Consider the following 13,278-nt stretch of genomic DNA (forward strand, 5'->3'; position numbering starts at 1 on the left):
TTACTGTCCGTTGATTAAATGCGGAGGACAGCCCGAATCGTCGACGAAAACAGCAAAATTCATGCTTCGGACAGCTCTGCGCCGCCGTACAGCGGGTAGGTGCAGGATACGTGTAAAAACCGGTCACAAGCGTTTTCACGCTATCGTCTGAGGTCTTCGATTTTGAGTTCTTTCCATATCCACCCGAAATCATAGGTGGCCATCGGGTCTTTCGGGTCCGGTCCGGACGATGATCGCATTTCCAGGTATTTGAGCCATTCGGCAACCTTTTCGCGCCCGGCCTTGGTACGGGCGGCGGCGCGCGGCGAGATGTCACCGAGCATGCCGACAGGCTCATCGAGAGTGGCGCGATATTGTTTGTCGAGCATGGCATGGACGAGCGGGGTCGCCACTTCGGGCGGGATATCGTCGGCTGATGACCTTCTTCCCTGATGCGCGGCTTTCAGTTGTTCTATGGTCTGGATGCTGGTGAGCGGCGCACGAACCATTTTGCCGAGGATGTCTTGCAAGAGTTTTGTGCCTCTTTGCGCGCGCTCGGCCGAGTTGACCATGAGGACGAGAAAACGGCCCTTGACTTCGAGGTTGCCGAGGACGGGCGTGCCGTCCTCCATGGTGACGCCGGCAACCAGAGCGTCCGGGTGGACCGGTTTGGTGGCGTCCTTGGCCGGCGGCTGGCCGAGCCAGTTCCAGAATGTCGGGTTCTCCTGGCGCAGGTCGGCGATCCCGGCGAAACGTTCGGCGATGTCTTTTTCCGTGATGCCGGTTTCCATGGGAAAGCGCACCTCATGGAACACGATGTCGTCGCCATCGCTGTTGCAGACGAGCGGCTGGGTATCGCCGAGCATCCTGGGCAAGGTGTCGAACAGCCAGGCATGGGTGAACAGCGGCGCTGCCAGACGCAGGGTGTCGTCATCGAGGATCAGCTTTTTGCGCGATCTCTTCTTGCCGGACATTTCCTTCAGCCCTTCAAGCAGGGCTTCGGATGCTTCCGGCGAATAGGGCAACAGGCCACCGGTTATGACGTTGACGCCGCCGACATGGACGATACGGGCGGCGATCTTTTCCCATTGCCGTAAGGTCTGGGTCGCCGTTCCTTCGCTGACGGTCACGGGGTCGCCACTGCGCAGAAGATCGCGCGCCAGAAAAGATTTACCGGGCACGATCTCGCTGATCTCGTAGAGGCTGATGACGGAGGTGCTGATTGCTTTGAGATAGGCCTTGCTGCGGGCGGTTTCCTTGAACCCCCGGCTCTTGAGATAGATATCGACGAAGGTCCGGTTGTCCGGTTCGAAGGCCTGGGTGAGGAAATCCTCGAAGGCGCATCCCCAGAGGGTCATGGCCCAATGGGAGCCAACCACCTCACTGATCTCGTCGTGATCAAGGTCGAATGCGTCCATGACGGGCCAAAAATGATCGCCCATCACTTCGTCGAACTCAATCGCCCAGTCGTCACGACCCAGGAATTTGACGAGGGCGCTCATGTTGAAGTGGTTTGCGTTCATGGATGATCCCCCAGCGCCAAAGCGGGTATGCTGCCTTTATTACGTGATCTTGCCTGCCTGACGATCTCACCAATGCGTCCCCGGCTGGCCCGGCCTTCGACAGCCGCCTGTATCTTGCGGATGCTGAGATCCGTGGATGTCGCGAGCGTTTCGATTTCCTTGACCACACGAGCGGACAACTTTGGCCGGCCAAGGGATTTGCCTCGCGCGCGAGCGGCCTGCATACCGGCGGTGACGCGCTCGCTGATCAGGGAGGATTCCAGTTCGGCCATGGCGCCGATGATGGTGAACATCGCTCGTCCCATGGGACTTGCGGTGTCGATCTGGTCCTGCAGGCTGATGAAGCGCACGCCGAGATGGTCGAATTCCTCAAGCGCCGTCAGGAGATGGCGGGTCGAGCGGGCGAAGCGGTCGAACTTCCAGACCAGGACACAATCGAGTTCGCGGTTGCGAGCGCGGGTCATCAGGGCGTTGAGCCTGGGGCGCCCTTCGCGGCGGCCGGAAACGGCAATGTCGCAATATTCGCCGACGATGGTGAGACCGGCGCGCTCGGCGTAAGCACGCAGGCCGTCATATTGCAGGTCGGGCTTCTGGTCGGGGGTGGAGACCCGCAGATAGAGCGCCGCATGGTTCTGCTGCGGCGTGGGTGCCGTGCTGCGCTGTCCTTTAATGTATTCCTTTCTGGACGGCGGATCGCTATGTCCCGAAGCCTTCATTTTGCGCACTTTTTTCCACCCCTTCGGCGAACCCTTTTCTGGACATCTTATGACAGCGATCGACCGCACCGCCTACCCTCATTCCGGGGAGCGCCTCACCCGGCAGGAGCTGGAACACCGGTACAGTCTGAGCGAGGCCGATCTCGTCTTCATCAGCAGCAAGGCGCGCGGTGCTTCCGGCCGTCTGACATTGGCTGCTTTGCTGAAGGCACGACAGGATCTCGGATTCTTTCCGGCCCCGGCTGATCTCCACGGCGAAACGATCGCCTATCTTGCATCGCAGCTGGGCTTGGCCGATCCGCAGGCAGGCCTTGTTGAAGCCGCCGGCGACAAGACGCTTTACCGGTATCGAACGGCGGTCTGGGCCTTTCTCGATGTCGTGACTTATAACGAGAGGGGCGAGGAACTGCTGACGGCCGCGATCACGGAAGCGGCGGCGACGATGAGCGATCCGGCTGACCTGATCAATCTGGCGATCGAGGTTCTGGGCAAGGCGTCGATCGATCTGCCGGCGTTCAGCACGCTCGATCGGCTGGCCAATCACCTGCGCACGAAGGTTCATACGACGATCTATGCCCGGATCGCGGAGCGTCTGGTCGAGGAAGATGCCGCCTTTCTGGATGGGTTGCTGGTCGTGGCACCCGGTGCGGTGACAACCAGCTTCAATCGCCTCAAGCATGCGCCGGGTCCCGCCCGCCCGGAAACGATCAAGCTCTGGACGGAACGGCTTGGATGGCTGACTGACATGCTTGATCCCGACCCTCTCCTTCAGGAGATCGCCCATACCAAGCGACGGCAGTTTGCCGCCGAGGCTCGCGGCCTGGAGGTGAGCGATCTTCTCGATATCAGCCGGCCGGGCAAGCGCCATACGCTCATTCTGTGTCTGATCCAGCAGGCCCGCGCGCAGTGTCGCGATGAATTGATCGAGATGCTGCTGCGCCGGGTGCGCAAAACCCAGAACGCCGCCAGGGAAAAGCTGAAATCCCTGCAGGACGAGCACCGGGAGATCGAGGAGAAACTGATCACGGTATTGGGGCAGGTGCTGGAGAGCACCAGGCAGAGCGAAACCGACATGGAGGTTGGCCGTCGCATCAGGGCCGTATTGGCGGAACGCGGCGGGCTCGATCTTCTGTCGGAGCAATGCGAGACCGTCTCGGCCTTTCACCACAACAATGATCTGCCGCTCCTGTGGCCGATCCATGCCAGGGTTCGTGCGCTGCTGTTCAGGTTGCTCGACCTGATGGATATCAGGTCGACGACGCAGGACCTCAGCCTGCTGGAAGCGCTTGCCATCGTCATCGACAACAGGAGCGCCCGCCGGGACGAACTGGCCTATGATATCGACCTGTCGTTCGCCTCGCAGCGGTGGCAAAGCTTTGTGGTCAAGCGCCGCAAGGCGGGCGTCATGCTGGACCGGCGTGCCTTTGAAGTCTGTGTGTTCATCCATCTGGCCGATGCGCTGCAAGCAGGCGATCTTTTTATCGTCGGGGCCGAGACCTTCGATGATTACCGCACCCAGCTCCTGACCTGGTCGGACTGCGAGGCAAGACTGGCCGACTATTGCGCTGACCTTGGACTGCCGCGCTCCGGAGAGGAATTTGCCGCATGGATGAAGGAACAGCTGATGGCGGCCACCGCCGCCGTTGACGCAGGCTTTCCGGAAAATACCGAACTGAGCATCGATGCCGACGGCGTACCGCACCTCAAGCAGCAGAAGGCATCCAGCCGGCCAGAGGGGCTGGTAACCTTCGAAGCCGAAGTCCATGCCCGCATGCGCGAGCGACATCTGCTCGATATTCTGAAGGACAGTACCAGCTGGACCGCATTTACCCGCCACTTCGGGCCGCCTTCGGGTGCCGATCCGAAGGTGGCAAGGGCGCTGCAGCGCTATATCCTCACCGTGTTCGGTTATGGCTGCAATCTCGGTCCCGTCCAGACCGCCCGTCATGCTGTCGGCATCGCCAGCGCCGATACCCTGCGCCGGCTCAATGCCCAGCATATCGACACGGCCAAGCTCGAAGCCGCGATGACCGACCTGATCAATGCCTATGATCGTTTCGAGTTGCCGAAGCTGTGGGGCGCCGGTCAGGCAGCGATCGCAGATGGCACTCACATTCCGCTGCGCGAAAACAATCTGCTGGGCTCTCAGCATATCCGCTATGGCGCCTACGGCGGCATCGCCTACCACCATATCGCCGACAATTACGTCGCGCTGTTCACCACCTTCATTCCCTGCGGTGTCTGGGAAGCCATCCATATCCTCGACGGCCTCCTGAAAAACCGTTCGACTGTTCAGCCGGACACCCTGCATGCCGACACGCAGGGCCAGAGTGAACCTGTCTTCGGGCTGGCGCGTCTGCTTGGGATCAAGTTGATGCCGCGCATGCGCAACTGGGCGGATGTGACTTTCTATCGTGCCGACAGGTCGGCCTCCTACCAGCACATCGACGCGCTCTTCGGCCGCGAGATCGACTGGCGGCTGATCGAGACGCACTGGCAGGACATGATGCAAGTGATCCTCTCCATTCAGGCGGGTCTGGTGCTGCCCTCGATGTTGCTGCGAAAACTCAGCTCGCACAACCGCAAAAACCGGCTCTATCAGGCCTTCCGGGAACTCGGCCGGGTCGAAAGGACGTTATTCCTGTTGCGCTACATCTCCGATCCCCAGGTCCGGCGCTCCATTCGCGCCGAGACGACCAAAATTGAATCCTTCAATGACTTTCTCGACTGGATCACCTTCGGTGGCCCCGTCATCAAGAGCGGAGATCCGGTCGAGCAGGAAAAGCAGGTCAAATATGCAAGCCTCGTCGCCAATGCCATCATGCTATCCAACGTCGCCGACCTAACCGACGTCATCAACTCCATGGCTGCCGACGGTCTGACTGTCACGCCAGAGCTCGCAGCCGCCCTAAGCCCCTACGCGCGAGCGAAAATCCGGCGCTTCGGGAAATACTCAATCAACATGGAGGATCTCCCTCAACCACTCAATCAGGCCCCTCTGCCGTTTGAAATTCCCTTGTGACCGGTTTTTACACGTATCCTGCGCCTACCCCTACAGCACGCCGGCGGCCGAGGGCATGTCCGTCGCCGTCACCGCAGTCTCCGAGACCCCTCCCCTACCGGCCCAGCTGCAAGACCTCGCCGAGCGCGCCCGCGGCTATGTCGAGGCCGCCAGTTGAGGGGATCGCGTTGATTTCCCGCTAAACAACGGCAGAGTTGAACATTCGTGGGCGAAGGCTTGGAGATGTCAGGCCTCCGCCATTGTGTCTAAAGGGGTCCACCCGTCGCCAGGGGCTTCCACGATTGCTCTCGATCCGCCTCGTCGGATAGATCGATAGTGATCACCGTGCCGGTCTTAATATGCCGCCGCATTGCATTGGCGCGGTCAGATGTTGCCTGGAGAAAACCGTCTTCGTTCAACTTCTGAAGCCGCGAGCGCGAAATCCTCAACTCCGACGAAAGCAAACGATCAAGGCGTGTGCTGGTCGGGATAGGAGTTACCAAGACGATCACCAATTTCGTCCAGTCCTCAGCTTCAAGCATCGTGGCCTTTTCGATGGCGTAATCATCAAACTCATCAACCCTTTGCGCCTTCCGCTTCAGAGGTTCCAGGTTAAACGCCTCGGCCCGGACCCACTGAGGATCGTTGGACTGCAACGCTGCAAGGGTGTCGGGATTGATGTCGCGAACATTCTGCCGCTCGAAAATCGGCCGGTTCCAAGTCTTTTCGCATGCCAGGCATTTGTAGATGAGCCATGCGTCGAGCTTGCGGCCGTTGGCGTTGAGCCGAATTTTGCCACTGGATTGAAATGCTCTCATGCCACCACATCCGCTGCATGCGATCCACGGCTGGGGAGGTGTTGTGGGTATAATGGTCCATTGGACCTGAAGTGTATTGCACATACCGTCTTGGTCTTCCGTTCGGAAGTCCACCAAGATGGTGCATGAGAAACCCCTGAAGGGCACGGTGTGGCGATGCTATTGGGCGGCTGAAGAGCTGAGACAGCGGAGCTGCACTGGCACATTGTAACAATGCCAAACCGGTCTCTTGCCGCCACCCGATGAACAGAATTATACGCCGACAGCAGATCGCTATCCGGCAGTAAGGGTGAAACTGGATTGAGACCGGTATTTACTTAGGCAAAGTCTACCTCGATGCGCCAACGCTCTTCAACCAAAGCGATAACAAATGACCGGTTTGATTTGGAGTCCTTAACGGCAGTGGAAAGCTGAAACCTGAGGTGTTGCGGCTTTTTTGCAACTTCCGATGATGCGATTTGATCAGGCCGGTCGTTGGATACCCAGACGACGCATCTCACGATAGACAGTAGAGCGCCCAAGCCCAAGCTGCCGGGCTGCTTCCGTCGGAGATGTTTTTGCTTCGATAAGTTTGATTGCCGCTTCGACCCTTTTCATGTCCAGCGGTTGCCGGCCTGGCAACTTCCCTTTCGTCCTTGCGGCGGCGATACCGTCCTTGGTACGTTCCGATATCAACCTACGTTCAAAATGAGCGATGGCGCCGAAGACATGAAAGATGAGTTCGCCGGCGGCCGACGACGTATCGATCTTCTCTTCAAGGCTCAGTAGGTCGATCTGGCGCTCGCGCAGCATCTTCACGGTCTCAAGCAGTTCGGCCAACGACCGGCCGAGGCGGTCGAGCCGAACGATCGCCAGTGTGTCGCCGGCACGAGCATAGGCAATAAGATCCCCCAGACCGGGCCGATCCATGCTCTTGCCGGACTTCACATCAGTGAACACCTTGATCGCTCCGGCTTGTTCGAGACGCAGCGTCTGACCCGCTACATCCTGATCGCCGGTCGAGACGCGCGCATATCCAAGAATTGCCCCCATGATGGCGTCTCCCAAACGGCCGTTCTGTGGACGGTGACAACCGACCTCATTCCGACAATGAAAAATCGTCCATAGAATACGTCTCTTTATTCCGCGCTGTCCATAGAATATCACGCCCTTTTGTGGACGAGTTGGCGGGGTAGAGATGCGCAAACATGAACTTCTGACAGAGCACGAACGGCGACAGCTCTTATCTCTCCCTGACGATCGCGATGGCCTGGCCCGCCTCTACACCTTTGAGCCGGATGATCTCGACCTGATCCGGGATCGGCGCGAAGATCATAACAAGCTCGGTTTTGCTCTGCAGCTTTGCACCCTTCGTCATCCGGGTGTGCCTATGGCTCGAATCCTCGGCTCGATCCCGGCTTCGATGGTTTCCTTCGTGGCAGAGCAGATCGACGTTCGACCTGATGATCTTGCCAGCTATGGGCTTAGAAGCCAGACGATGACGGATCATGCGCGTGAAATAGCCCAGATGATGGGCATGCGGGCGGCCGAACGTGGCGATATCCCTATGATGATCGAAGCGGGAGAAGTCGCCGCGACGGCGACAGACAAGGGAATGCCGATCGCCATGCACATCATCACGACATTGCGGCAGGCCGGGATCGTGCTTCCCACGCTCTCAACAATCGAGAGGGCCGGAATTGCCGGAAGGGCGCGAGCGCGCAAACATGCATGCCAGGCTCTCATCGGTGGTCTGACTGCTCGCCAGTTTAGCGTTCTCGATTCTCTCGCTCAGAGCGACCCGAAAACCGGCTTGTCATCTCTGGCGTGGCTGAAGGCCATGCCGGTCGCAGCGAAAGCCGACAACGTTCGCGATATTCTGGAACGGTTGACCTTTGTCAGGGCGGTTGGCATTCCTGTTGCCAACAGTGTGGCCCTGCATCCCGACCGGTATCGCCAGTTCGTCCGTGAAGGGCGTATGTCGCCATCGTATATGATCGAGCGCTACACCGCTTCACGACGGCGAGCGACATTGGTCGCATTCCTGATCGACGCCGAGGAACGCCTGACAGATGCCGCGATCGATATGGCGGACAAGCTGATTGGTTCGATGTTCACTCGGGCCAAGAATTCCAAGGCCCGCAAATATGAGGCGACCGCGAAGGATGTGTCGCGGTTAATGCGTCTGTTTCGAGGCACAATCGATGCGTTGGCGGACGCCATCGAGACCGACAGCGATCCGATCGACGCCATCAATGCATCGGTCGGCTGGGCAAATCTGCTACGAGCGCGTCACGAGGTGGCAGAAATTGCGGACACTGCGGATCAGGATCCTCTGATTGTTGCCGCTGATCGCTATGCGACACTGCGGAAATTTGCGCCGGCGCTGATCGAGGCGCTTGAGTTCAAGGCCAGTAGAGGCAGCGCGCGGACCGTTTCGGCTGTGAAGGTGCTCCGAGAGGCTCATCGAACTGGAAAACGAGATTTGCCGACTGACGCGCCAATGCCGTTCAAAAAGGACTGGCAGAAAATTGTGGTTGGCCCGGACGGCAAGATCAATCGTAAGCTCTACGAGGTCGCGACACTCGCGCATCTACGCAATAAGCTGCGGTCGGGCGACGTCTGGGTAGAGCGCTCATCGTCATATCGCCGCTTCGACAGTTATCTCCTGCCTCCGCAAATGGCGGCGCCAGTCGTCAAAGATTTAGGGCTGCCCGCATCTGCTGACGATTGGCTGGAGCAGCGGGGCCGGGAATTGGACTGGCGGCTGAAGCGGTTCTCAAAACGTCTCCAGAAAAATCAGGTTGGAGGCGTCAACTTCGATGGAAGCCGCCTGAGCATCACACCCTTGAAATCCGTGGTTTCCGCCGACGCGGAAACCCTCGTCAGCCGGATCGAGGGTATGATGCCGCGCATACGGATCACCGAGTTGCTGCACGAGGTCGCTAGCCAGACCGGCTTCCTTGGAGCGTTCACGAACCTGAGGACGGGTCAGACATGCCCGAACGACAGTGCAATGCTGGCCGCGATCCTCGCCGACGCCACCAATCTCGGCCTTTCCCGCATGGCCCGCGCCAGCGAAGGCATCACCCGAGATCAATTGATATGGACCAAGGACGCCTACATTCGGGACGATACCTATGCCGCCGCCCTTGCAACGATCATCGATGCGCACCACCGTTTGCCAATCGCGTCGGTCTGGGGCGACGGCACGACGTCAAGCTCAGACGGTCAATTCTTCCGCGCCGGAAAGCGGGCGAAGACCGGCGGTGATGTAAATGCCCGATACGGCGTCGATCCGGGGTTCGGATTTTATACCCACGTATCCGACCAGCATGGCCCTTATCATGTGAAGGTCATCTCGGCCGCCACCCATGAAGCGCCCTATGTCCTCGATGGTTTGCTGCAGCATGGCACGGGTCTCAATATCTCCGAGCATTACACCGATACTGGTGGCGCAACTGATCACGTCTTCGCGCTCTGCGCCGCTCTTGGATTCCGGTTTTGCCCGCGGTTGCGCGACTTCCCGGATCGGCGTCTTATCCCGATCGAGCCGACCGGCAGCTATCCGGATCTGGCGCCTCTTCTCGGAAAGAGGGTCCGCGCGGACATCATCCGTGAGCATTGGGACGATGTGCTGCGGCTCGTCGCCTCCCTGAAGTCGGGCCAGGTCGCGCCTTCAACCATGCTGCGAAAGCTCGCTGCTTACGAGCGTCAGAACCAGCTCGATGTCGCCCTTCAGGAAATCGGCAAGGTTGAGCGAACCCTGTTCATGCTGGATTGGCTGGAGAATCCGACACTGCGCCAGCGTTGCCAAGCCGGCCTGAATAAGAGTGAACAGCGTCATGCCCTTACGCAGGCAATCTGCACGTTCAGGCAGGGCCGTATCATCGATCGCAGCCATGAGGGCCAGCAATACCGCGCCTCCGGCCTCAACCTCGTCATCGCCGCGATCGTGTACTGGAATTCGACCTATATGGCCGACGCACTTGCGCATCTACGTTCGACCGGTAAGGTCGTGGAAGACGCAATGATGGCACATACCTCACCGGTCGGATGGGAGCATATCGCATTCTCCGGCGATTTCCTCTGGGAGCAGGCCGCTAGACGCAGGTCGCGAAAAACACTTGTCATCTCTGACGGAGCGTGGGCAGCCTGAGTGTTCTGTCCCTGTTCACGCCAACCGTTGTTCAGCGGGAAACCAACGCGATGCCCTCCAGTTCGGCCAACACGCGGAAAGCCTATGCCTCCGACTGGAAACACTTTGCCGCCTGGTGCCGGCGGCAGAACCTCTCCCCCCTCCCCCCGGATCCGCAGGTCGTCGGTCTCTACATCACCGCCTGCGCCGCCGGGACAGCGGAGCGCGGCGACCGACCGAACAGCGTCTCGACCATCGAGCGGCGCCTGGCCGCCATCGGCTGGAACTGCGCGCAGCGCGGCATGCCGCTCGATCGCAAGGATCGCGCGATCGCCACCGTGATGGCCGGCATCCGCAACCGGCACGCGGCGCCGCCGCGGCAGAAGGAAGCGATCCTGCCCGAGGACCTCATCGCCATGCTGGAGACGCTCGACAGGGGGAGCCTGCGCGGCATCAGGGACCGGGCCATGCTGCTCATCGGCTTTGCCGGCGGCCTGCGCCGTTCGGAGATCACCGGCCTCGACCTCGGCCGCGAGCAAACAGAAAACGGCCGCGGCTGGATCGAGATTTTGGACAAGGGCATGCTGGTGACCCTGCGCGGCAAGACCGGCTGGCGTGAGGTCGAGATCGGCCGTGGCTCGTCCGACGCCACCTGCCCCGTCACCGCGATGGAGACCTGGATCCGCTTCGCGAAGATCGCCCGGGGTCCGCTGTTTCGCCGTGTCACCGGTCAGGGCAAGGATATCGGCCCAGACCGGCTGAACGACCAGGAGGTGGCGCGCTTGGTCAAGAAGACGGCGCTTGCCGCCGGTGTGCGCGGCGAGCTATCCGAGGCCGAGCGCGGGGAGAAGTTTGCAGGCCATTCGCTGCGCGCCGGTCTCGCGTCCTCCGCTGAGGTCGACGAGCGACATGTTCAAAAGCAGCTCGGCCATGCCTCGGCGGAGATGACGCGGCGCTATCAGCGCCGACGCGACAGGTTCAGGGTCAATCTCACCAAAGCGGCAGGGCTATAGACTCCCCTCCCCTGTCAGTGAACCTGCTCAGACCTTGGAACCATGTCGGGAACGCTCTGCGATGCGGGAAAGATCAACCTTCTTGCCCGCGACGTCCGCCACGATCTTCAAGACAGCCTGGGGGGAAGGAGAAAGCCGGTTCGGTCATTCACTGCGCGCCGTGGCCCGATGCCGTTGCGCACGGGCCAGCTCGACAAACCGTCGCTTGACCTCGGCAAACAATGCCGGCGGCAGCGGCCCGAAATATCCTGTATCGCTGTCGACCGGCCGCATGTCCGGACCCGGCCAGACGAACCGGTTGCTTTCGGTCAACACAATCCAGGAACGCTCGTCGTCGAGCCCGAAGCGTCGCTTGGTCGCCGGCGGGATCTCGATCGCGTCTTCAGCATCGGATGGTGGGCTGTGGGTGATCGGCAGCACCCTCACCGCCGGTCTGCCATCCTCAAGATGCGCGACGATCGCCAGCACCAGTGCCGGGCGATCCTTGTCCCCCTCCTCGCGGCCTTCGAGGAGTTGCCAGTGCCAAAGATAGGAATAGCGAAAGACCCAGCCGACCTTCGGTTCAGTCGGCAGCATGTTTTCCCGTCAGAAGCTCGGCGTTGAGATGATCGAAATCTCCCTCCATTGCGGAGGCTTCGATGGCGGCGAGATCGTCATCCCCGAGTGTAGCGGTCAGCTCGACGCGCCGGTCGCGTTTCGTCAGTCGCAGGTAATCCTCATAGGCGATTAGCACCGTGCGCGGCCGACCGTTCTTGGTGATGATCACCGGATCACGGACGGCGGCATCCTGATAGGCGCCAAAATTCTTCGAGACCGCAGCGGCCGTAACAGTGGAGGTCATAGCAAACTCCTTTTTACGGAATATACGGATTTTACGGAAGACTTGCAAGATTGCTGTGCCGCCGGCCGGCGTGCCGACTGTCGGACGGCGCAGGATGCCAAGGCCATCATCGCTGTTGGGCGGAGATAGCGGGATCGACGGTTGCCGACGCTGCTCGGTGAAAAGCATGTCCTTCTACAGTTTCCGCTGCCGGTCGAAGAACTCCGCAAGCAGCTGCGCACTGGCGTCTCCAAGATTTCGTATCATTCCAACGTCACCTGGTGACGCCATGAAACCCGATACGTCAACAGCTTTAAAGTGATGTATCAGATTTACATAGAGGATGCGCTCCGCGGCCCCCGTCAGAGCTCTGTCGCCATCACGGAATTCTACCGCCCAGATCGGCCGCCAAGGGCGATGTCGGTTTGTCCATAAGCCATCGGGAATAGCCCTGGCACGATGTGTTTTGAAGCGACCGGCAAGATCTCCCTTGCCGTTCACACCAGAGGCACCAATACGGAAAACCGTTCCATCCTTCATTGACTGTAGGACGTACAGACCGTACCGGGCCTTCACGGTGTTGAATCTTTCATGATGAACGATAACGCCGGACATATCGAACCTTGCCACGAGTGAAGTTTCTCAAGCCGACATAGCGATCAAGTATGAATGGATCATTCTCGTCGGGCTCAGAGTGTGTTGTCAGGTTCGTTTTTGGACAGCATACCTCTCCGTCGATTCGAGATGGCACTTCACCTTTCCTGGTGATCGATCCGGAGCATCATGGCGGTGCCTCCGCCTCAAGACCACTGAAACGGATAACCACCAGTCTGATCCCTGACCTGATCCAGAAGGTCGCTAGCGATAGCCAAAAGGCGACACCACTCCGACGACCGCTGATTGTGCGTCTCTATCATCAGACGGCAAGCTGGTAGCTCTCGCCGGACCATGCCGAGAAGGCAGCGGCAAGCGTCTTCAGATCATCGACCCTAATGCCGAACTCCGCGGCAAACCCGGTCTTCTGATCGAGCCACACCTCGCCAAAGAAGGAACTGACCTGACCGGAGAATACCTTGGCGAGCTCAAGATCCGAAAGGCAATGAGCCAGCGACGCCATCCAGCTGCGTGCTGTCGGGCGCATTCACGGTCGTCAGGAATGGCACAACATTCTTGCTCATAGTACTTCAACATAGGGAATCCCGGGCCGTTCTCCCATTTATCCGCGATCGGTTGTCCGCGCATGCGACATCAGGAAATCGGAGCTGCGTGTTCCGCGGCAGGCCGGTCCTTC

Annotated in this window: 11 protein-coding genes; 3 read left to right on the top strand and 8 right to left on the bottom strand. The window is 59.7% G+C overall.

Annotated elements, in window-relative coordinates:
* Positions 1–140: 140 nt before the first annotated feature.
* On the bottom strand, positions 141–1,502 hold the full coding sequence (locus MOE34_RS24510) for a hypothetical protein (protein ID WP_242225046.1): 1,362 nt from the start codon (positions 1,500–1,502) through the stop codon (positions 141–143).
* Positions 1,499–2,287: a recombinase family protein gene (locus MOE34_RS24515; RefSeq protein ID WP_242225048.1), complete on the bottom strand. Its 789-nt coding sequence runs from the start codon at positions 2,285–2,287 to the stop codon at positions 1,499–1,501. Before MOE34_RS24515 ends, MOE34_RS24510 begins: the two co-directional genes overlap by 4 nt.
* On the opposite strand from MOE34_RS24515, the gene MOE34_RS24520 reads away from it, so the two are divergent.
* Positions 2,268–5,240 (top strand): Tn3 family transposase, encoded by a 2,973-nt coding sequence (locus MOE34_RS24520; protein ID WP_242225050.1) that lies wholly within the window; start codon positions 2,268–2,270, stop codon positions 5,238–5,240. The two genes, MOE34_RS24515 and MOE34_RS24520, sit on opposite strands and share 20 nt — an antisense overlap.
* 245 nt (positions 5,241–5,485) lie before the next feature.
* Here the strand turns inward: MOE34_RS24520 and MOE34_RS24525 are convergent, their stop codons facing one another.
* Together MOE34_RS24525 and MOE34_RS24530 are read right to left on the bottom strand one after the other, a co-directional pair.
* The gene (locus tag MOE34_RS24525) at positions 5,486–6,121 is read right to left on the bottom strand and encodes a DUF1062 domain-containing protein (protein ID WP_347342770.1); all 636 of its coding nucleotides are present in this window, start codon (positions 6,119–6,121) and stop codon (positions 5,486–5,488) included.
* 378 nt (positions 6,122–6,499) lie between these two features.
* On the bottom strand, positions 6,500–7,069 hold the full coding sequence (locus tag MOE34_RS24530; RefSeq protein WP_242225054.1) for a recombinase family protein: 570 nt from the start codon (positions 7,067–7,069) through the stop codon (positions 6,500–6,502).
* 145 nt (positions 7,070–7,214) lie between these two features.
* Between MOE34_RS24530 and MOE34_RS24535 the strand changes: the two genes are divergently transcribed.
* Together MOE34_RS24535 and MOE34_RS24540 are read left to right on the top strand one after the other, a co-directional pair.
* On the top strand, positions 7,215–10,175 hold the full coding sequence (locus tag MOE34_RS24535) for a Tn3 family transposase (RefSeq protein ID WP_242225056.1): 2,961 nt from the start codon (positions 7,215–7,217) through the stop codon (positions 10,173–10,175).
* A 50-nt stretch (positions 10,176–10,225) separates the two neighbouring features.
* Complete coding sequence (locus MOE34_RS24540; RefSeq protein WP_242225058.1) at positions 10,226–11,167, top strand: tyrosine-type recombinase/integrase; 942 nt, start codon at positions 10,226–10,228, stop codon at positions 11,165–11,167.
* 144 nt (positions 11,168–11,311) lie between these two features.
* Here MOE34_RS24540 and MOE34_RS24545 read toward each other — a convergent pair whose 3' ends face one another.
* From MOE34_RS24545 to MOE34_RS24560, 4 genes are all read right to left on the bottom strand, one after another.
* Positions 11,312–11,743, bottom strand: coding sequence for a plasmid maintenance toxin (PemK-like) (locus MOE34_RS24545; RefSeq protein ID WP_242225060.1), 432 nt, complete (start codon positions 11,741–11,743; stop codon positions 11,312–11,314).
* Complete coding sequence (locus MOE34_RS24550; protein WP_242225181.1) at positions 11,730–12,008, bottom strand: type II toxin-antitoxin system Phd/YefM family antitoxin; 279 nt, start codon at positions 12,006–12,008, stop codon at positions 11,730–11,732. Before MOE34_RS24550 ends, MOE34_RS24545 begins: the two co-directional genes overlap by 14 nt.
* Positions 12,009–12,182: 174 nt before the next feature.
* The gene (locus MOE34_RS24555; protein ID WP_242225062.1) at positions 12,183–12,617 is read right to left on the bottom strand and encodes a hypothetical protein; all 435 of its coding nucleotides are present in this window, start codon (positions 12,615–12,617) and stop codon (positions 12,183–12,185) included.
* Positions 12,618–12,903: 286 nt separating this feature from the next.
* The gene (locus MOE34_RS24560; protein WP_242225065.1) at positions 12,904–13,128 is read right to left on the bottom strand and encodes a hypothetical protein; all 225 of its coding nucleotides are present in this window, start codon (positions 13,126–13,128) and stop codon (positions 12,904–12,906) included.
* Positions 13,129–13,278: the final 150 nt, after the last annotated feature.

Origin of the sequence: Shinella zoogloeoides, from assembly GCF_022682305.1 — a bacterium.
GTDB classification, from domain to species: domain Bacteria; phylum Pseudomonadota; class Alphaproteobacteria; order Rhizobiales; family Rhizobiaceae; genus Shinella; species Shinella zoogloeoides_B.

Coding starts and splice junctions, on each gene's coding strand:
- MOE34_RS24510 (WP_242225046.1), bottom strand. CDS start 1,502: ATGAACGCAAACCACTTCAACATGAGCGCCCTCGTCAAATTCCTGGGT.
- MOE34_RS24520 (WP_242225050.1), top strand. CDS start 2,268: ATGACAGCGATCGACCGCACCGCCTACCCTCATTCCGGGGAGCGCCTC.
- MOE34_RS24525 (WP_347342770.1), bottom strand. CDS start 6,121: ATGTGCAATACACTTCAGGTCCAATGGACCATTATACCCACAACACCT.
- MOE34_RS24530 (WP_242225054.1), bottom strand. CDS start 7,069: ATGGGGGCAATTCTTGGATATGCGCGCGTCTCGACCGGCGATCAGGAT.
- MOE34_RS24535 (WP_242225056.1), top strand. CDS start 7,215: ATGCGCAAACATGAACTTCTGACAGAGCACGAACGGCGACAGCTCTTA.
- MOE34_RS24540 (WP_242225058.1), top strand. CDS start 10,226: ATGCCCTCCAGTTCGGCCAACACGCGGAAAGCCTATGCCTCCGACTGG.
- MOE34_RS24545 (WP_242225060.1), bottom strand. CDS start 11,743: ATGCTGCCGACTGAACCGAAGGTCGGCTGGGTCTTTCGCTATTCCTAT.
- MOE34_RS24550 (WP_242225181.1), bottom strand. CDS start 12,008: ATGACCTCCACTGTTACGGCCGCTGCGGTCTCGAAGAATTTTGGCGCC.
- MOE34_RS24560 (WP_242225065.1), bottom strand. CDS start 13,128: ATGCGCCCGACAGCACGCAGCTGGATGGCGTCGCTGGCTCATTGCCTT.